14 protein-coding genes are annotated in these 19,560 nt (G+C 65.2%); 13 read left to right on the forward strand and 1 reads right to left on the reverse strand.

Annotation, left to right across the window (positions count from 1 at the left end; all coding sequences use genetic code 11):
• Positions 1–51: 51 nt before the first annotated feature.
• The 13 genes from EB230_RS02070 to EB230_RS02130 all read left to right on the forward strand — a co-directional run bounded on the left by EB230_RS02070 (position 52) and on the right by EB230_RS02130 (position 18,013).
• On the forward strand, positions 52–753 hold the full coding sequence (locus EB230_RS02070; RefSeq protein ID WP_010912942.1) for a response regulator transcription factor: 702 nt from the start codon (positions 52–54) through the stop codon (positions 751–753).
• Positions 754–836: 83 nt separating this feature from the next.
• On the forward strand, positions 837–2,621 hold the full coding sequence (locus tag EB230_RS02075; RefSeq protein WP_056569049.1) for a sensor histidine kinase: 1,785 nt from the start codon (positions 837–839) through the stop codon (positions 2,619–2,621).
• A 50-nt stretch (positions 2,622–2,671) separates the two neighbouring features.
• Entirely contained in the window at positions 2,672–3,118 is a 447-nt protein-coding gene (locus EB230_RS02080; RefSeq protein ID WP_172371175.1) for an HPr kinase/phosphorylase, read from the forward strand.
• A 164-nt stretch (positions 3,119–3,282) separates the two neighbouring features.
• Complete coding sequence (locus EB230_RS02085; RefSeq protein WP_010912939.1) at positions 3,283–3,684, forward strand: PTS sugar transporter subunit IIA; 402 nt, start codon at positions 3,283–3,285, stop codon at positions 3,682–3,684.
• Positions 3,681–3,977, forward strand: coding sequence for an HPr family phosphocarrier protein (locus tag EB230_RS02090; protein ID WP_056569043.1), 297 nt, complete (start codon positions 3,681–3,683; stop codon positions 3,975–3,977). The genes EB230_RS02085 and EB230_RS02090 overlap by 4 nt, the downstream gene beginning before the upstream one ends.
• Before the next feature lie 181 nt (positions 3,978–4,158).
• Positions 4,159–5,559, forward strand: coding sequence for an adenosylhomocysteinase (gene ahcY / locus EB230_RS02095; RefSeq protein WP_010912937.1), 1,401 nt, complete (start codon positions 4,159–4,161; stop codon positions 5,557–5,559).
• A gap of 199 nt (positions 5,560–5,758) precedes the next feature.
• A complete protein-coding gene (locus tag EB230_RS02100; protein ID WP_056569040.1) occupies positions 5,759–8,314 on the forward strand; it encodes a PAS domain-containing sensor histidine kinase in 2,556 nt (851 codons plus the stop codon).
• Positions 8,315–8,322: 8 nt separating this feature from the next.
• Positions 8,323–9,834 (forward strand): tRNA (adenosine(37)-N6)-threonylcarbamoyltransferase complex ATPase subunit type 1 TsaE, encoded by a 1,512-nt coding sequence (gene tsaE / locus EB230_RS02105; protein WP_056569036.1) that lies wholly within the window; start codon positions 8,323–8,325, stop codon positions 9,832–9,834.
• Positions 9,831–10,556 (forward strand): nucleotidyltransferase family protein, encoded by a 726-nt coding sequence (locus EB230_RS02110; protein ID WP_081294950.1) that lies wholly within the window; start codon positions 9,831–9,833, stop codon positions 10,554–10,556. The genes tsaE and EB230_RS02110 overlap by 4 nt, the downstream gene beginning before the upstream one ends.
• Complete coding sequence (addB, locus tag EB230_RS02115) at positions 10,553–13,687, forward strand: double-strand break repair protein AddB (protein ID WP_172371177.1); 3,135 nt, start codon at positions 10,553–10,555, stop codon at positions 13,685–13,687. The genes EB230_RS02110 and addB overlap by 4 nt, the downstream gene beginning before the upstream one ends.
• Positions 13,684–17,190 (forward strand): double-strand break repair helicase AddA, encoded by a 3,507-nt coding sequence (gene addA, locus EB230_RS02120; protein WP_056569029.1) that lies wholly within the window; start codon positions 13,684–13,686, stop codon positions 17,188–17,190. The genes addB and addA overlap by 4 nt, the downstream gene beginning before the upstream one ends.
• Positions 17,191–17,267: 77 nt before the next feature.
• Positions 17,268–17,594, forward strand: coding sequence for a thioredoxin (trxA, locus tag EB230_RS02125; RefSeq protein ID WP_056569026.1), 327 nt, complete (start codon positions 17,268–17,270; stop codon positions 17,592–17,594).
• 137 nt (positions 17,595–17,731) lie between these two features.
• Positions 17,732–18,013 carry a cupin domain-containing protein gene (locus EB230_RS02130; protein ID WP_056569023.1) on the forward strand — a complete coding sequence of 94 codons (282 nt, stop codon included), beginning with the start codon at positions 17,732–17,734 and terminating at the stop codon, positions 18,011–18,013.
• Between the two features lie 132 nt (positions 18,014–18,145).
• On the opposite strand, the gene EB230_RS02135 is transcribed toward EB230_RS02130, so the two are convergent.
• Positions 18,146–19,471 (reverse strand): folylpolyglutamate synthase/dihydrofolate synthase family protein, encoded by a 1,326-nt coding sequence (locus tag EB230_RS02135; RefSeq protein WP_056570314.1) that lies wholly within the window; start codon positions 19,469–19,471, stop codon positions 18,146–18,148.
• Positions 19,472–19,560: the final 89 nt, after the last annotated feature.

The following is a 19,560-nucleotide window of genomic DNA, read 5'->3' on the forward strand; positions in this document are numbered from 1 at the left end:
AAAGCCCCTTCTCTACGAAAGAAGGGACAGCTCATGAGGGAGCCGCTTGAAATGGCAACAATCGCGCTTGTCGATGACGACCGCAACATTCTGACGTCGGTGTCGATCGCCCTTGAATCCGAGGGATATCGTGTCGAGACCTACACGGATGGTGCGTCCGCGCTGGAAGGCCTGGCGGCGCGTCCGCCGAATCTCGCCATCCTCGACATCAAGATGCCGCGCATGGATGGCATGGAGCTTTTGCGCCGGATGCGCCAGAAGTCCGACCTGCCGGTGATCTTCCTGACCTCCAAGGACGACGAGATCGATGAGTTGTTCGGCCTCAAGATGGGCGCCGACGATTTCATCCGCAAACCGTTCTCGCAGCGCCTGCTTGTCGAGCGGGTGCGCGCCGTGCTGCGCCGTGCCAGCGCCCGCGAGGCCGCGGCAAAGGCGCCCAGCCAGCAGGCCCGCTCGCTCGAACGCGGCCAGCTCGTCATGGACCAGGAACGCCACACCTGCACCTGGAAGGGTGAACCGGTAACGCTTACCGTAACCGAATTCCTGATCCTGCATTCGCTGGCGCAGCGCCCCGGTGTCGTAAAAAGTCGTGATGCGCTGATGGATTCGGCTTATGATGAGCAGGTCTATGTCGATGACCGCACGATCGACAGCCACATCAAGCGGCTGCGCAAGAAGTTCAAGGCTGTCGACGACGACTTCGAAATGATCGAAACCCTTTACGGAGTCGGATACCGGTTCCGCGAAGCCTGAGCTGATGCATGTCGCCCAAAAGTGATCCCGTATGGGAATAGCGACATGCACCGAACCGAAGACTAAGCAGGGCCTGCTATTCGATGGCAGTGGAAGCACAGCGAACAAGACCGGCGGGCGCTGCCAGGCGGCCGTCGCGCATCATGCCGTCCTTCGTGTCGAAGATCACCGTGCCGATGCGCCGCTTCCTCGGCCATCACATCTTTTCCAGCCTGACGCGACGCATTCTGTTTCTCAACCTTGCCGGCCTGGCCGTCCTGGTCACCGGTATCCTCTATCTCAACACCTTCCGCGACGGGCTGATCGATGCCCGCGTCGAAAGTCTGATGACGCAGGGCGAAATCATCGCCGGCGCGATCGCGGCATCGGCGACGGTCGAGACCGATTCGATCAGCATCGACCCGGAAAAGCTGCTTGAGCTGCAGGCCGGCGAAAGCCTGGGGCCGGGCTCCGACCAGCTCGACAATCTGGATTTTCCGATCAATCCCGAACGCGTCGCCCCGGTGCTGCGGCGATTGATCTCGCCGACCCGGACGCGGGCACGCATCTATGATCGCGACGCCAATCTGCTGCTTGATTCGCGCCATCTCTATTCGCGCGGCCAGATCCTGCGCTACGACCTGCCGCCGGTCGACGAGGAAGAGCCCGACCTTGTCGAGCGCATCCAGAAATTCATCTTCGACTTCTTCCGCAACACCGACCTGCCGGTCTATCACGAACAGCCGGGCGGCAATGGCGCGGCCTTCCCGGAGGTGGTCAAGGCGCTGACCGGCAGCCCGTCGACCATCGTGCGCGTCTCGGAACAGGGCGAGCAGATCGTTTCGGTGGCGGTGCCGATCCAGCGCTTCCGCGCCGTTCTCGGCGTGCTGATGCTGTCGACCGAGGGCGGCGACATCGACAAGATCGTCGCCGCCGAGCGCAAGGCGATCCTGCGCGTCTTCGGCATCGCGGCGCTCGTCACCGCTATCCTGTCGATGCTTTTGGCCTCGACAATCGCCAACCCGCTGCGCCGGCTGTCGGCGGCGGCCGTGCGGGTCAGGCGCGGCGTCAAGAGCCGCGAGGAGATCCCGGACTTTTCCGACCGGCAGGACGAGATCGGCAATCTGTCGGTCGCGGTGCGCGACATGACCAACGCGCTCTATGCCCGCATCGAAGCGATCGAAAGCTTCGCCGCCGACGTTTCGCATGAATTGAAGAACCCACTGACGTCACTGCGAAGCGCGGTTGAAACCCTGCCGCTGGCCAAGAACGACAATTCGCGCAGCCGGCTGATGGAGATCATCCAGCATGACGTCCGGCGGCTGGACCGGCTCATCACCGATATTTCCGACGCCTCCCGCCTCGATGCCGAACTCGCGCGCGAAGACGCGGGAACCGTGGACCTGAAGAAATTCGTCACCGATCTGGTGGCCGTGTCGCGCGAGACCACCCGCAACAAGAAAGCGGTCGAGATCGAACTCAAGGTCGCCAAGTTGCCGCAGGGCGTCAAAGGCTATTTCGTCGTCGGCCACGATCTGCGTATCGGCCAGGTCATCACCAATTTGATCGAGAATGCGCGCTCCTTCGTTCCCGAGGACCACGGCCATATCAGCCTTTCGCTGGCGCGCGCCGGAAAGTTCAACATCCTCACCGTCGACGACAACGGCCCCGGCATCCGCGCCGACAACATCGACCGCATCTTCGAGCGTTTCTACACCGACCGGCCGGCCGGCGAGGCGTTCGGCCAGAATTCGGGCCTTGGCCTGTCGATCTCCAGGCAGATCGTCGAGGCCCATGGCGGCACGCTGACCGCCGAGAACATTCCCGGCACCAAGCCCGGCGAGATCAAGGGCGCGCGCTTCGTCGTGACGCTGCCGGCCGAAGCATGATCCCGAGCCGAAGGGCAGCGGGATCATGGCCGTTGCAAAAGACGTGATCCGTGCGGCCTGAAAACATTCACGCGACGGCGGTGCTGATCGGCGAACGTGGCATTCTGGTCAGCGGAGCATCCGGCTCGGGCAAGACGACGCTGGCCCTGGCGCTCATCGGCCATTGTCGTCAGCGCGGATTGTTCTCACGGCTGGTCGGCGACGACCAGCTTTTCATCGAGGCGCATGCGGGGCGGCTGGTATGCCGCGCACCCGCTGCCATCGCCGGCCTCGCCGAAGTCCCGGGACTTGGTCCTCGGCCGCTGCCATTCGAACCCGCCTGCATCGTCGACCTGCATCTACGCCTGCTGCCGGCCGGCGAAATCGCGCGCTTCCAGGAGGACGCCAGCGACGAGATCGCCGGCTGCGTGGTGCCGCGGATCGATCTGGCCGAACGCAACGTCCAGGCTGCCCTGCCCGCCGTGATGGCGCGGCTGTCCATCATGCCTTTTCTATGATCCGCCCGGGATTTTTTGCTGCAATGCGTCAAAATGGCATGGGCAGGCGCAATTTTGGGCTTGTCAACGGGCCGCGCGTCGACAAGATAGCGCTCCCGCCGCCTGGAATGGCTGGCGAGCATAAAATGCGCCTGTGAAGCGGCGATGACGGGAGCCACCAAAGAATGATCGGACTCGTGCTTGTAACGCACGGTCAACTGGCCACCGAGTTCCGACATGCCGTCGAACATGTCGTCGGGCCACAAGACAATTTCGAAACCGTGGCGATCGGTGCCGACGACGATATGGAGCAGCGTCGCCGCGACATCGTCGACGCCGTCGCCCGTGTCGATACCGGAGCCGGCGTCATCGTGCTGACCGACATGTTCGGCGGCACGCCGTCGAACCTTGCCATCTCGGTGATGGAGTCCGGCCGCACCGAGGTGATCGCCGGCATGAACCTGCCGATGCTGATCAAGCTGTCGTCGATCCGCAAGGGCGACAACATGGCGGCCGCGCTCGATGAGGCGCAGGCCGCCGGCCGCAAATACATCAATGTCGCCAGCCAGCTTCTGAGCAGCAAATGAACGCGCTATCCTCGGAAAAAGACCAGATTGTCCGGGAGTTTCCGATCGTCAACCAGCGCGGTCTGCATGCACGCGCCTCGGCGAAATTCGTCCAGCTCGCCAGCGGCTTCAATGCCGCGGTCCATGTCGAGAAGGACGGCGTCAAGGTCGGCGGCACGTCGATCATGGGCCTGATGATGCTGGCCGCCAGCCCGGGATACTCGATCCGCGTCACCGCCAGCGGACCCGAGGCGCTCGAGGTCATGGACGCGCTGGAGCAGCTTGTCGCCTCCCGCTTCGGCGAGGAATGCTGATCCCCTGCATCGCCAGGGCGTGCTTGCGAGACATGCAGGGATAAAGATTTCTTTATATCCCATTGTCGTTTCGACATCGATCTGCTAGTCAGGCCGGCAATTCGCGCCCTTCGACGCGCCGACTGGCGCGGGCGCATCCGCAACCAATTCGCAGCATAACAATTCGCATCGGAGCACTGCCATGACGGGTAGCAAAGATTATGTGGTCGCCGACATCTCGCTTGCCGGCTGGGGCCGCAAGGAACTCGATATCGCCGAGACCGAAATGCCGGGCCTGATGGCCTGCCGCGAGGAGTTCGGCGCCAAGAAGCCGCTGAAGGGCGCGCGCATCACGGGCTCGCTGCACATGACCATCCAGACCGCGGTGCTGATCGAGACGCTGAAGGCGCTCGGCGCCGATATACGCTGGGCGTCCTGCAACATCTTCTCGACCCAGGACCATGCCGCCGCGGCGATCGCCGAAGCCGGCATTCCCGTCTTCGCCGTCAAGGGCGAGAGCCTCGAACAGTACTGGGACTACACCGACCGGATCTTCCAGTGGGCGGACGGCGGCCTTTCCAACATGATCCTCGACGACGGCGGCGACGCCACCATGTACATCCTGATCGGCGCCCGCGCCGAGGCCGGGGAGGACGTGCTGTCCAACCCGCAGAGCGAGGAAGAGGAATATTTCTACGCCCAGGTCAAGAAGCGCCTGAAGGCTTCGCCCGGCTTCTTCACCAAGCAGAAGGCGGCGATCCGCGGCGTCACAGAAGAGACGACCACCGGCGTCAACCGGCTTTACCAGCTGCAGAAGAAGGGCCTGCTGCCCTTCCCGGCCATCAACGTCAACGACTCGGTCACCAAGTCGAAGTTCGACAACAAGTACGGCTGCAAGGAATCGCTGGTCGACGGCATCCGCCGCGGCACCGACACGATGATGGCCGGCAAGGTCGCGGTCGTCTGCGGTTATGGCGACGTCGGCAAGGGCTCGTCCGCCTCGCTCAAGGGTGCCGGCGCCCGCGTCAAGGTCACCGAGGTCGATCCGATCTGCGCCCTGCAGGCGGCGATGGACGGCTTTGAAGTCGTCACGCTGGAAGACGCGGCTCCGACCGCCGACATCGTCATCACCACCACTGGCAACAAGGACGTCGTCACCCTCGACCACATGCGGTCGATGAAGGACATGGTGATCGTCGGCAATATCGGCCACTTCGACAACGAGATCCAGGTCGCGTCGCTGCGCAATCTGAAGTGGACCAACGTCAAGCCGCAGGTCGACATGATCACCTTCCCGGACGGCAAGCGGATGATCCTTCTGTCGGAAGGCCGCCTGCTCAATCTCGGCAATGCCACCGGCCATCCGAGCTTCGTCATGTCGGCCTCCTTCACCAACCAGGTTCTGGCCCAGATCGAGCTGTTCACCAAGGGCGAACAGTACCAGAACCAGGTCTATGTCCTGCCCAAGCATCTCGACGAGAAGGTCGCGCGCCTGCACCTCGACAAGCTCGGCGCCCGCCTGACCGAACTGTCGGGTGAGCAGGCCGCCTATATCGGCGTCACGCCGCAGGGTCCGTTCAAGCCGGAACACTACCGCTATTAACCAAAGCTAAATTTACTACCATATATTGAGGCCGGGCGATTGACTTTTCGCCCGGCTTTATTTTTGCGCGCGATCAGCCTTCACGGCGATTCGGCGAGGGTTTATTGTCAGGTGATTCGCGACGCTTCCGGCCCGAGAGGGGATCAGAGAGGCGCGTTTCAGGGCGGTCTTGCATTCAGGCGGCGGAGAGGACCAAGACATGCCGGGGCAAAACCCGCACGGAGCGGGATCGGCCGTTTCCGGCGGCCATGACGATTCGGGGACCTTAGGCTCGGCCATCCCGGGCCGACGCCTTTCATGGCGTGCCCGCGCGGGACTGTTGCTGGCCGGTTCAGCACTGGCCTGGCCGTTGGCCGGTGCCGTGGCGCATGCCGAGACCGCCGCCGTGGCGACCGCCGGCCTGTCGATCAGCACGGTCGAAGTCATGCAGCTCGCGGTGTTCGTCGGCGTGACGGGCGCGGCGCTGCTGTCGGCCATCGTTCTCATCCGGGAGCGGGCCCGCACCTCGGCGGAGAATGTCGAACTGAGAAGCCGCGTCGCCGACGTCAACGCTGCATTGCGCCGGTCGGAAGCGTTGCTCAATCTGCGCGACCAGCGCGTCGTCGTCTGGGCGTCGGAGAACAAGAAACCCGAACTCGTCGGCACATTGCCGGTCGAAAGCGGCGCCCCGGAAGAGCGGGCGGCTTTCCTCGCCTTCGGCCGCTGGCTGATGCCGCGCTCGGCGGCGGCACTGGAACATGCGATCGCGGGCTTGCGCGAAAAGGCGAGGCCTTTCGACCTGGTCATCGAATCGCAGGCCGGCGCACCGCTCGAAGTGCACGGCCGCAAGAGTGCCGCGCATATATTGGTGCGGTTCGTCTCGCTTTCCGAGACGCAGCGCAGCCAGGCCCGGCTGAAGATCGAGAACCAGCGGCTGGCCGCCGACCATGACACCATGATCGGCCTGCTCGAGGCGCTGAAGATGCCGGCATGGCTGCGTGACGAGCACGGACGCCTGAAATGGGTCAACCGGGCCTATGCCGACGCGGTCGAAGCCGAAAGCGCGGAAGCCGCCGTCCGCGACGCCAAGGAGTTTCTTGGCGGCCAGGCGCGCGAGGCGATTGCCACCCAACACAAATCGCATCCGGTCTTCGAGCAGTCGCTTTCCACCGTGATCGAAGGCGACCGCCGCGTGTTCGCGGTGACCGACGTCGCCGGCGGCGACGGTTCGGCCGGCCTTGCCTGCGACACCAGCGCGATCGAGACCATCCGCGGCGAATATGAGCGGACGGTCCGCAGCCACGCCGACACACTCGACCAGCTCAACACCGCGGTCGCCATCTTCGACACCGACGAGAAGCTGCGCTTCTTCAACCAGGCGTTCCAGAAGCTGTGGGGGCTTGACAGCGGCTTCCTGCACAGCGCTCCAGACAATGCGCTTTTGCTCGACCGGCTGCGCAGCGAAGGCAAGATCGCCGAACAACCCGAATGGCGCCGCTGGAAGGAAGGCCTGCTCGGCGCCTACCGCGCGGTCGAATCGCAGGAGCATTGGTGGCATCTGCCGGACGGCAAGACCATTCGCGTCGTTGCCAACCCGCAGCCCAAGGGCGGCGTCACCTGGGTGTTCGAGAACCTGACCGAGAAGATGGACCTGGAAAGCCGCTACCGGACCGCGGTGCGGGTCCAGGGCGAAACGCTCGACAATCTCGCCGAGGGCGTGGCGGTGTTCGGCCCCGATGGCCGGCTGCGGCTGTCGAACCCGGCCTTTGCCACGCTGTGGGGGCTGAGCGCAGACGCCGCCAAGCCCAACGTGCACGTGTCGACGATCCGTGATCTTTGCGACCGGCAGGCGGTCGACAGTCCCTGGCCTGGCTTCGTCGCCGCCATCACCGGCTTCGACGATGAGCGCCGCGACCGTCATGGCCAGAGCGAGCTCCACAACGGCACCGTGCTGCGTTACGCCGTGATTCCACTGCCCAACGGGCAAGTGATGATGACATTCGTCGACGTCACCGACAGCGTGCGTGTCGAACGCGCGCTGAAGGACAAGAACGAGGCGCTGGAAAAGTCAGATCAGCTCAAGAACGACTTCGTCCAGCACGTGTCCTACGAGCTGCGCTCGCCGCTGACCAACATCATCGGCTTCACCGAACTGCTTTCACTGCCCACGACCGGGCCGCTGAACCAAAAGCAGCGCGAATATGTCGAGCATGTCAGCTCGTCCTCCTCGGTCCTGCTGACCATCGTCAACGACATACTGGACCTCGCGACCGTCGACGCCGGCATCATGCAGCTCGACATTTCAGAGGTTCATGTCGACCGCACGATCGCGGCGGCGGCGGAACTGGTTGCCGACCGGCTGCAGGAGCATTCGATCCGACTCGAGGTCGATGCCACCGCCGCGCCGAAGACGTTCCACGGCGATGAAACCCGCATCCGCCAGATCCTCTACAATCTGCTCAGCAATGCCGCCAATTACGCGCCGGAAGCCAGCAGCATCCGGCTGGCCTGCCGCCAGTTGGCGGACGGGGTGGAATTCTCGGTTCATGACGACGGCCCCGGCATGCCGCCGGATGTGCTGGATTCGGTGTTCCGCCGCTTCGAACCGCGTACCAACGGCGGCCGCAGGCGCGGCGCCGGCCTCGGCCTGTCGATCGTCAAGAGCTTCGTTGAACTGCATGGCGGCGGCGTTCGCATCGAAACCGGCAAGGACAAGGGCACGACCGTCATCTGCACCTTCCCCGACATGCCCGGCATCCGCGCCGCGGCCGAGTAGCGCGCTCGATGACGGGGCTTGTGCTGGAGCGTTTGCTTCCTGACGAGACACAGACCGCGCGGCTGGGCGAGGATCTGGCGCTGGCGCTGCGTGCCGGCGATGTGCTGGCGCTCAAAGGCGATCTTGGCGCCGGCAAGTCGACACTGGCGCGGGCGCTGATCCGGACGCTTGCGGACAATGCCGGGCTCGACGTGCCAAGCCCGACCTTCACTTTGGTGCAGAGCTACGACACGCGCATTCCGGTGCATCATTTCGACCTCTACCGCCTGTCGTCGTCGAGCGAGCTCGACGAACTCGGCTTCGATGAAGCGCTGGCGCAAGGGGCAGCCCTGGTCGAATGGCCCGAACGGGCGGAGGGCTATCTGCCGAAGACAGCCCTGTCGATCGAACTCGTCCAGCATGGCGAAGGGCGGCTGGCGCGGTTGTCCGGGCAAGGGGCGGCCTTCGACCGGGCGGCGCGGTCCCTGGCCATGCGCGATTTTCTCGACGGCGCCGGTTGGGGGACAGCGCGGCGCCGCCATTTCGTCGGCGATGCCTCGGCCCGTTCCTATGAGATCGTGACGCATGCTGGCCAAGAACCGCGCGTGCTGATGAACTCGCCGCGGCTGGTGCTCGGCCCGCCGGTGCGCGACGGCAAGCCCTATGCCGTGATCGCGCACACCGCCCGGTCGGTCTCCGCCTTCGTCGCCATCGACCGCGCCTTGAAGGCCGGCGGCGTCAGCGTTCCGCAAATCCATGCCGAGGACCAGGACCAGGGGTTTCTGCTGCTCGAACATCTCGGTTCGGAAGGGTTTCTCGGCAAGGACGGCGAGCCGGTGGCCGAGCGTTATGCGGCGGCCGCCGAACTGCTGGCCATGATGCATGGCAGGACCTGGCCGCGGCGCCTGCAAGCCGGACCGGGCAGCTTCCACGAGGTGCCCCCTTTCGACCGCGATGCGATGATGATCGAAGCCGATCTTCTGGTCGACTGGTATGTGCCGGCGATATCGGGTGCCCCGGCCAGCGAAGATTTGCGCACGGGCTACGCCAGGCAGTGGAACGCGCTTTTCGATCGGCTCCAGGGAAGCGAATACACGCTGATGCTGCGCGACTTCCATTCGCCCAATATCATCTGGCGCGGCGACCGCTCCGGGCATGACCGGCTGGGCATCGTGGACTTCCAGGACGCGCTTATCGGCCCGTCGGCCTATGACGTCGCCTCGCTCGCCATGGATGCCCGTGTCACCCTGTCGCCCGGAATCGAAAAGCGGACACTGGATGCCTATGCTGCGGCGCGACATGCAGCGGGCGCTTTCAACGAAGCGAGCTTCCTGGAGGCCTATGCAATCATGGCCGCGCAGCGCAATTCGAAGATCCTCGGCATTTTCGTGCGCCTCGAAAAACGCGACGGCAAACCCTATTATCTCAGACACCTGCCGCGCATCCGTGACTATCTGCGCCGGGCGCTGTCTCATCCGGCGCTCGCCAGCTTGAAGGATTTCTACGACACGCACGGGCTGCTTGAGGAACGAACGCTGTGACAAGACCGGATACCGCAATCGTACTCGCCGCCGGGCTTGGCAAGCGCATGCGGCCGATCACCGACGCCATCCCCAAGCCGCTGGTCAGGGTCGCCGGCAAGACCTTGCTCGACTGGGGCCTCGACAGCCTCGCCGCCGCCGGCGTCGCCAAGGCCGTCGTCAACGTCCACTATCTTCCCGAGCAGATCGTTGCCCATGTCGCGGCGCGCCATGAGCCCCGCATCATCATTTCCGACGAGAGCGACCGGCTGCTCGACTCGGCAGGCGGCATCGTCAAGGCGCTGCAGGAACTGGGCGACCAACCCTTCTACATCCTCAACGCCGACACGTTCTGGATCGACCACGGCCCGCTCAATCTCGGCCGCCTCGCCCTTGCATGGGACGGCGCGAAAATGGATATTCTGCTGATGCTGGCGGATCTCCATCAAGCGACCGGACACTGCGGCTCAACCGACTTCCTGGTGGCGCCGGATGGCACCCTGCGGCGTTCAAAAGGGGATCCGGCGGGCCTGATCTATGCCGGCGCGGCGATCGTCCATCCGCGCCTGTTCGCGGCCGCATCCGCCGAACCGCACTCGCTCAACGCCTATTTCGACAAAGCCATCGCCACTGGTCGCCTGTTCGGCATGCCGATGCACGGCCACTGGATCACTGTCGGCACGCCCGATGCCATTCCGCTCGCTGAAGCGGCAGTCGCCGGCGCGCTGACCGAGTCGCAATGAGCGGCCCGGGCCGCGTTTTCTCTATCCCCCCCGGAGCGCCGTTTCTGCCGACGCTAGCCGAGGCGCTGCTTGCCGGTCGACTGGTTCCCGGATTTCGCTTCGACGGCGATCCGCTCGCTCTGGCCGATGTCACCATCTATGTGCCGACGCGTCGTGCCGCGCGCGCCTTGCGCGGTGTCTTCGTCGACAGTCTCGCGGCGCGCGGCGGCGGCGGTTCAGCGATCCTGCCGGTCATCCGCCCGCTCGGCGAGTTCGACGAGGACGAAGCGGCATTCGATGCCGAGCCATCGGCGGCGATCGATCTCGCGCCGCCGATCTCGGCGACCGAACGCCTGTTGCTGCTGACGCCGCTGGTACGCGCCTGGAAACGCCGGCTGCCGGAGCATGTGGCGAAGCTTTTCGCGGAAGAGATCGTCATCCCCGCCTCCACCGCGGACGCGATCTGGCTGGCGCGCGATCTCGCGGCGCTGATGGACGAGATCGAGACGGAAGGTACCGACTGGGCAAAGCTTGAAGGCCTGGTAACCGGCAACCTCGCCGGCTGGTGGCAGGTAACGCTCGAATTCCTCGGCATCGTCACCGATGCCTGGCCGAAATTCCTCAGCGAGAGCGACCGCTCCAACCCGGCCGCGCATCGCAGCGCGCTGATCCGCTCCGAGGCGGCGCGGCTGCGGCGCAATCCGCCGGCCGGACCGGTCATCGCCGCCGGCTCCACCGGCTCGATACCGGCCACGGCGGAGCTGCTTGCCGCGATCGCCCGCCTGCCCGGCGGCGCCATCGTGCTGCCCGGGCTCGACCGTACGCTGGACGAAGCGTCCTTCCAGGCGCTGATCGCTCCCGGAGCGCGGCCCGCGGTGCTTGGCCACCCGCAATATGGCCTCGCCAGGCTGATCGGCAAGATCGGCGTGCCGCGCTCGGATGTCGAGGAAGTCAGCGCGGCCGAACCGCAACTCGCGCTTCGGGCCGCGCTTGTCGGCGAAGCGCTGCGGCCTGCCGAGACCACCGAATTATGGGCCGAAACGCGCAATGGATTTTCGGCTCCCGATATTGCAGGCGCCTTCGCCGGCGTGACCCTGCTTGAAGCAGCCAGCGAACGCGACGAAGCCGTCGCCATCGCTGTCGCCCTGAAGCAGTCGGTGGAGGAGCCGGGCCAAAGAGCTGCCTTGGTCACCGGCGACCGCGCGCTGGCGCGGCGAGTCTCGGTCGAACTCAAGCGCTTCGGCGTTGTCGCCGACGATTCCGGCGGCACGCCGCTCGCCAACACGCCCGCGGCCAGCCTGCTTCGGTTGATGCTCGAAGCGGTGTTCCGGCCTGGCGATCCGATTGGCCTGCTGTCGTTGCTCAAGCATCCTCTGCTCGGCCTCGGTCTCGAACGCGCCGATGTGCGCCATGCGGCGGAACTGGTCGAACTGGTGGCGCTGCGCGGTGGCACCGGCCGCCCCGACATCGCATCGCTGCCGGAACTGTTCGAAACCCGCCTCATTGGGCTCGGTGATGACAGCCGGCCGCCCTTCTGGTTCTCCCGGCTGACCGTGCGCGCCATCGAAGGCGCGCGGAATTTGCTCGAAGGTCTGAAGCAAGCTCTGGCACCACTGATGGCCTTTCGCGGCCAGGCGGATGCAGATCTTGCCGCCTTGGTCAAAGCCAGCGTTGTGGTCCTGGAAAACCTCGGCCGCGCCGCGGATGGCGGCCTAGCCGGCCTCTATGCCGGTGACGCCGGCGAAAAGCTTGCCGAACTGCTGCGCGGGCTGGTCGCAGCTTCGGCCCCGCTGTCGTTCGCGGCGAGCGAATGGCCCGATGTGATGGACGCGCTGATCGCGCCCGAAACGGTCAAGCCGGCGCAAGGCACCGACCGGAACATCGCCATCTGGGGCGCGCTGGAAGCGCGGCTGCAGGACGTCGACACGCTGGTCATTGGCGGGCTCAACGAAGGCGTCTGGCCGCGCAAGCCTGAGAGCGACCGCTTCATGTCGCGGCTGATGAAGACCGGCATCGATCTCGAACCGCCGGAACGGCGCATCGGCCTTGCCGCGCATGATTTCCAGATGGCCATGGGCGCGAAGAAGGTTTTGCTGGCCCGCTCGGCGCGTTCGGGCGACGCACCCGCCGTGCCATCGCGCTGGCTGCAGCGGCTGCTCACATTCATCGGCAACGAGCAGGCGGCAACCCTGCGCGGGCGCGGCGACGAGCTGCTCGCCTGGGCCCGTGCGCTCGATACCGGACCAAAGCAGGATTTCGCGCCCCGCCCGCAGCCAAAGCCGCCCCTATCAGTGCGCCCGACGCATTTCTCGGTCACCGAGATCGAGACCTTGCGCCGGGATCCCTACGCCGTCTACGCAAGACGGATCCTCGGCCTGATGCCCCTCGATCCCGTGATCCGCGACCCCGGCGCGGCCGAGCGCGGCACGCTGTTCCATGCCATCCTGCATCTGTTCTCGTCCGAGGTGGCCGATCCGCGCGCGCCCGAGGCGCTTGCCGGCCTCATTGCCGCCGGCCGCGCCTGCTTTGCCGAGGCTGCCCTTCCAGCCGATGTCGAGGCGGTGTGGTGGCCGCGCTTCGAGAAGCTCGCCGCCAACATCATCGAATGGGAGCGCACACGCGCGGATGCGGTGGTCCAACGGCATGCGGAGGAGAGGGCGGGAAAGACCGTCGTCGGCCAGTCCGGCGTGACGCTGTCCGGCTACGCCGACCGCGTCGACCTGCTGGCCGGCGGAATGGCCGATATTCTGGACTACAAGACAGGCTCCTCGCCCTCCAAGGCGCAGGCGCACACGCTGCTGGCGCCGCAACTGGCGCTGGAGGGCGCTCTGCTGAGGCGCGGCGCCTTCAAGGATCTGGGCGCGCGTGAACCGTCGCAACTGGCCTTCATCAGGCTGAAGCCGAATGGCGAGGTGTTCGAGGAGTCCATCCTCGAACACAACCGCCAGCCTCGAACCGCGGCCGATCTTGCCGAAGAGGCCTGGGCACGGCTGGAAAAGCTGCTGGTCCACTACGCAGATCCGCAAACCGGATATCTGTCGCGCGCGCTGCCGTTTCGCGAAGGCGAGACCGACGGCGACTACGACCACCTTGCCCGCGTGCTCGAATGGTCGGCCGGCGGCGATGCCGGCGACGAGGGAGGGGAGGCATGAAGAAGGCCTATCCCATCCCGAGCGACACCGCGACCAGCCAGGCCCGCGCCGCCGATCCCATGAATTCCGCCTGGGTGTCTGCCAATGCCGGCTCAGGCAAGACCCATGTGCTGGCCCAGCGCGTCATCCGGTTGCTGCTCAACGGCACCGACCCGTCGAAGATCCTGTGCCTGACCTATACGCGCGCCGCCGCCGCCAACATGTCGAACCGGGTCTTTTCCACGCTGTCGGACTGGACCGTGCTCGGTGATGCCGAGCTGGCCGTGAAGATCGAAGCCCTGGAAGGGCGCCGGCCGGATCGCGACACCATGCGCCGGGCGCGGCGCCTGTTCGCCGAGGCACTGGAAACGCCGGGCGGGCTGAAGATCCAGACCATCCACGCTTTCTGCGAGTCCGTCCTCCACCAGTTCCCGCTGGAAGCCAACATTCCCGCCCATTTCGAGATGCTCGACAGCCAGATGGAGGCGTCGCTTTTCGCCGCTGCGCGCCGCGAAATGATTTCAGCCGCCGGCGACGCGGATTTGACCGAGGCCTTCGCCACTGTGCTGGAGCGCGGCGGTGAAGCCGGCCTCGATGCGTTGCTCGGCGAGATCGTGCGCAAGCGCGATGGCTTGCGCGAGTTCCTTGATGCGGTCGGGCGTGACGGTTTCCAACCTTTGTTCGACGAATTCCATTTCCGCCCCGGCCAGACCGCCGAGGGCCTGGCCGCATCGCTGTGGCCATTGCCGGGCTTCGTGCCGGACTATTTCGCCGGCTTTGCCCAGGCCGCCGAATCCACAGACGCCAGGTCGGTGCTGAACAACATCCTGCCCTATGCGCGTCAGGCCTTCGCAGAGAGCGATCCCACTCGCCGCCTGCAATTGCTCGCCAGAGCATTCCTCAAGGCCGATGGCGATCCCTATGATCCGGCAAAGGCCTTCAAGAAGGCTCTGACCGACCGCCTGCCGGATCTGGGCGAACGCTACCTCTCGGCGGCGAACGCCATCATCGAAACCGTCGACCGCCTGGCGCTGTTCCGGATGCTGGAAGGCACTCGTGCGGCGCTGACCATCGCCGACTGGCTGATCGCCCGCTACGAGGTACTGAAGCGCAGTCGCGGCTTTCTCGACTTCAACGATCTGATCACCCGCACGGTCAACCTCCTGGCACGGCCCGATGCCGGCCCATGGGTGCAATACAAGCTCGACCAAGGCATCGATCACATCCTGCTCGATGAAGCGCAGGACACCAGCCCGGATCAATGGGAGGTGGTGAAGCGGCTGGCGGAGGAATTTTTTGCCGGTCTCGGCGCGCGCGACAGGGTCCACCGCACGGTCTTTGCCGTCGGCGACGAAAAGCAGTCGATCTATTCCTTCCAGGGCGCTGCGCCCGACTCCTTCGCCGACAGCCGGCTGTTGTTCGCCGGCAGGGTGCGCGATGCCGAGGCGTCGTTCGCCGACCTCAAGCTGACCTGGTCGTTCCGCTCGACCGACGATGTGCTCGCCGCCGTCGACCGCGTCTTTGCCGATCCTGTCGTGCGGCGCGGCATCAGCCACGATCCCGATCCGCTGAGCCACAAGGCGATCCGCACCGATGCGCCAGGCTATGTCGAGGTCTGGCCGTCGCTCGGCACTGAAGCCGTCGACGAGCCCGACGACTGGACGCAGGCGATCGACCATGCCCATGCACCGGCGGTGCGCGTCGCCGAGAATGTGGCGGCCACCATTGCCGGCTGGATCGGCAAGGGCGAAATCATCGAGGGCCGCGGCAAGCGGCTTCGGCCCGGCGACGTGCTGGTTCTGGTGCGCAAGCGCGACAGCTTCGTCCATGCACTGACCCGCGCCTTGAAACGCCGCGACATTCCAGTTGCCGGCGCCGACCGGCTGAGCCTGCCCGGCCATATCGCGGTCAAGGACCTGATCGCGGTCGGCCATCTGCTGATCCAGCCGCAGGACGATCTGTCGCTCGCCGCCGTGCTGCGCAGCCCGATCTTCGACTTGCCGGAGGAGACGCTGTTCACACTCGCCGCGCAGAGGGCGCCCGGCCTGTCGCTGGCCGCGTCACTGCGCCAGCATGCCGGAGAAAACGAGCGCCTGGCGAAGATTGTCGCGCAACTTGACCTCTGGGCTGACGAGGCCGCCTTCAAGCCGGTGTTCGAATTCTATGCCAGCCTGCTGGCCCGTGACCACGTGCGTAAAAGGATGATCGCGCGGCTCGGACCGGAGGCCGGCGATATTCTCGACGAATTCCTGAGTTTCTGCCTTGCCGAGGAGCGGACCGGCCTGCCCGGGCTGGAGGCCTTCCTGTCGACGCTGGAGAATGCCGGTCCCGAGATCAAGCGCGAGATGGACCAGACCCGTGACGAGGTCCGCGTCATGACCGTGCACGCGGCCAAGGGCTTGGAGGCGCCGGTCGTTTTTCTGGTCGATGGCGGCTCCGCCCCGTTCAGCGACCAGCATCTGCCGCGCCTGATGCCTTTCATGGGCTCGGGCACATACTGGGACGGCAAGGGCTATCTCTGGCGCTCGGCAAGCGATGTCGCCAACGGCTTCTCCAGGGCCGCGGCGGTGCGGGCACGGGAACTCGCCGACGACGAATACCGCCGCTTGCTCTATGTCGGCATGACCCGTGCCGAGGACCGGCTGATCGTCTGCGGTTACCATGGCAAGCGGGCGCCGAATGCCGGCACCTGGCATTCGATCGTGAGCCGCGCCTTGATCGGTGCGCCCGAGAGCGAACAGCGTCCGCATCCCGCCGGGGGCGACCCTGTGCATCGTTTCCGCGTGACCAACCTGCCGCCCGTCGCGGCGGGCGCCAGTGAACAGGCGCGGCAGGCCAGTGCTTTTGACCCGTTGCCGGCGACCCTGTTCCGGCCCTTGCCACCCTTCGAGGACCTGCCGCGGCCGCTGTCGCCATCCGGCGCCTCGGCGCTGATCGACGAAGGCAAGGAAGCGGTGATCGACAGGGCTTCGCCAGTGCTGGACGCCGATGCCGAGCCCGGCTTTGCCGTGCTGCGCGGGCTCGCCTTGCACAAGCTGCTGCAGATGTTGCCCGGCATTTCCGAGGCTGAGCGCCAGGGCGCGGCCGAGCGTTATCTCGCGCGAACAGGTGCCGCATGGCCGCCGTCAGAGCGGGAAAAGGCCCTTGCGTCGGTCATCGCCATCCTCGACGACCCACGCCTCGGCCAATTGTTCGCGCCCTCGTCGCGCGCCGAGGTGGCGATCATGGGCAAGTTGGACGTGAGGGGGAAAAAGCGTTCCATTTCCGGCAAGATCGACCGCTTGGCGGTGACCGCCGACACGGTTTCGATCGTCGACTACAAGACCAACCGGCCGGCGCCTGCCTCGCTGGCTGAAGTCCCGCCGGCCTATCTGCTACAGCTCGCGCTCTATCGTGCCCTGCTGCAGCCGCTTTATCCCGGGCGCGAGGTGAAGGCGGCCCTTTTGTTCACCGAAGCGCCAAGGCTGATCGAACTGCCGGCCCAGGCCATGGATGACGCCCTTGCCCGACTCACGGGAGCGTGACACAAGACCTGCTTGAAGAAGGGCGCGACAACCACCACATTTGGTGGGACAAAAAACTCTCGAAAGGAATTTTCCGCATGGGTGCCACCGTCAAGGTCGACAAGAACAATTTCCAGGCCGACGTGCTCAACGCCAAGGAGCCGGTCGTGGTGGATTTCTGGGCTGAATGGTGCGGCCCGTGCAAGATGATCGCGCCGGCGCTTGAGGACATCGCCCTCGAACTCGGCAGCAAGGTCAAGATCGCCAAGCTCAACATCGACGAGAATCCCGAGCTTGCCGCGCAATTCGGCGTGCGCTCGATCCCGACGCTGATGATCTTCAAGGGCGGCGAAGTCGCCGACATGAAGGTTGGCGCCGCTCCGAAGACCGCGCTGTCGCACTGGATCAACGGCAGCCTCGCCTGATCCAACTGAAATTCCTGACAGCAAAAGCCCGGCCATCGTGCCGGGCTTTTTGTTGGCGTCATCGCTGGGTTGCTCTGGCCCTCACATCAGGTCACGCCATGTCTTCTGTTGGCAGCAACAGAAGCAGGGAGAACGTCATGACCGGATCCGCCAAGGCCACCGTCTTCATCGACAATGAGCGTGTCATCGTCACCGAGTACCGCTTCCAGCCGGGCGACAACACCGGCTGGCATCGACATGGGCACGACTATGTCGTGGTGCCGCTGATGGACGGCAAACTCAAGCTGGAAACCAAGGACGGTGAAACCTTCGCCGAGATGAAGAAAGGCGTGCCTTATTTCCGCAAGGAGGGCGTCGAACACGACGTCATCAGCGCCAATGAGGGCGAATATGCTTTCATCGAGATCGAGCTGAAGTAAGCGGCCGCATTGACTAGAGCATTTCACCGTTTCACGGAAACGGCAAACTGCTCTAACTCATTGTTTTAACGCAACTCCGGACGGAAAACCGTTTCACACTTTTCCTGGAATTGCTCTGGGCGATGGACGGCCTCACGTCGGCGGTGTGCCGTTCTCGGCCAGTACTGCACCAGCCAGATAGAGCGATCCCCCGATCAGGATGCGGGGCGCTGGGCCGTCCCAGGTGTCGCGCAGCAGCATCAGCGCGCTGGCGACGGAACTGACCGGCTCGGCGGAAAGCCCGGCTTCCGTGGCGCGGATCGCCAGCTCGTCGTTGGGCACGCCGGCATCGCTCATGCTCACCGGCACGGTATAGACATGCCGGGCCAAGCCCTTGAAGGCGCGGAAATAGCCGCTCTGGTCCTTGGTGTTGATCATGCCCGAAATGAGGAACAGCGGGCGCGGGTTCTTTTCTTCCTGCTCGGCCAGCGCTTCGGCGACGACCACGCCGGCGCCCGGGTTGTGGCCACCGTCGAGCCAGATGTCGGCACCCTTCGGCGCCAGCTCCGCCAGACGGCCCTGCACCAGCTTCTGCATGCGACCGGGCCAGGCGACATTGGTCATCGCCTTTTCGGCGGCGCGGTGGCTGACCTCGAAGCCCGCCGCCTTGACCGCGGCGATCGCAGCCGCCGCATTGGCGAATTGGTGGCGCCCTGGCAGCCGCGGCATCGGCAGGTCCATCAGGCCATCCTCGTCCTGGTAGACCATGCGGCCGTTCTCCTCGAAGGCCAGGAAGTCCTGGCCATAGACGAAGGTCGGGCACTCCAGCCGCTCGGCGGTCTCGATCAGCACCTGCAGCGCCGTCTCGCTTTCCTGGGCGCCGATCACCACGGGGCAGCCGCGCTTCATGATGCCAGCCTTTTCAGCAGCGATCAGTTCGACCCGGTCGCCAAGATAGGCCTCATGATCCATCGACACAGGCATGATCACCGACACGGCCGGCCTGGCGACGACATTGGTGGCGTCGAAGCGGCCGCCGAGGCCGACCTCGATGATGGCGGCATCGGCCGGATGTTCCGAAAACAGGATGAAGGTGACGGCGGTGAGGATCTCGAAGACGGTGATCTTCTGGCCGTCATTGGCCTTGGCGACGCGGGCAATGGCCTCGGCGAAGGTCTCATCGTCGACGAGTTTGCCACCCCCCTCGGCGGCGAGCCTATAGCGCTCGGCCCAGTTCACCAGATGCGGCGAGGTGTGGACATGCACGAGACGGCCGGCGGCTTCAAGCAGCGCGCGCGAAAAGGCGGCGCAGGAGCCCTTGCCGTTGGTGCCGGCGATGTGGATGACCGGCGGCAGCAAGTCCTGCGGATTGCCAAGCCGCTCCAGGAGCCGCGTGATGCGGTCGAGCGAAAGGTCGAAACCTTTCGGGTGAAGCGCCATCAGGGCTTCGATTTCGCGGTCGGCGGCAAGCGTTGTCATGACAAAATCCCGGCGCATGGCCCGAGCACCAGAATCAACCCGGAATGGCCATGGCAATCAAAAGGCTACAGCGCGCCATGGACATGGCG

Origin of the sequence: Mesorhizobium sp. NZP2234, assembly GCF_013170765.1 — a bacterium.
In the GTDB taxonomy this organism is placed as follows: domain Bacteria; phylum Pseudomonadota; class Alphaproteobacteria; order Rhizobiales; family Rhizobiaceae; genus Mesorhizobium; species Mesorhizobium loti_D.

Bases quoted from the DNA above. Each gene is read 5' to 3' on its own strand.
- addB (WP_172371177.1), top strand. From the start codon at position 10,553: ATGAGCGGCCCGGGCCGCGTTTTCTCTATCCCCCCCGGAGCGCCGTTT.
- EB230_RS02100 (WP_056569040.1), top strand. From the start codon at position 5,759: ATGCCGGGGCAAAACCCGCACGGAGCGGGATCGGCCGTTTCCGGCGGC.
- addA (WP_056569029.1), top strand. From the start codon at position 13,684: ATGAAGAAGGCCTATCCCATCCCGAGCGACACCGCGACCAGCCAGGCC.
- EB230_RS02135 (WP_056570314.1), bottom strand. From the start codon at position 19,471: ATGACAACGCTTGCCGCCGACCGCGAAATCGAAGCCCTGATGGCGCTT.
- ahcY (WP_010912937.1), top strand. From the start codon at position 4,159: ATGACGGGTAGCAAAGATTATGTGGTCGCCGACATCTCGCTTGCCGGC.
- EB230_RS02075 (WP_056569049.1), top strand. From the start codon at position 837: ATGGCAGTGGAAGCACAGCGAACAAGACCGGCGGGCGCTGCCAGGCGG.
- EB230_RS02070 (WP_010912942.1), top strand. From the start codon at position 52: ATGGCAACAATCGCGCTTGTCGATGACGACCGCAACATTCTGACGTCG.
- EB230_RS02130 (WP_056569023.1), top strand. From the start codon at position 17,732: ATGACCGGATCCGCCAAGGCCACCGTCTTCATCGACAATGAGCGTGTC.
- trxA (WP_056569026.1), top strand. From the start codon at position 17,268: ATGGGTGCCACCGTCAAGGTCGACAAGAACAATTTCCAGGCCGACGTG.
- EB230_RS02085 (WP_010912939.1), top strand. From the start codon at position 3,283: ATGATCGGACTCGTGCTTGTAACGCACGGTCAACTGGCCACCGAGTTC.
- EB230_RS02090 (WP_056569043.1), top strand. From the start codon at position 3,681: ATGAACGCGCTATCCTCGGAAAAAGACCAGATTGTCCGGGAGTTTCCG.
- tsaE (WP_056569036.1), top strand. From the start codon at position 8,323: ATGACGGGGCTTGTGCTGGAGCGTTTGCTTCCTGACGAGACACAGACC.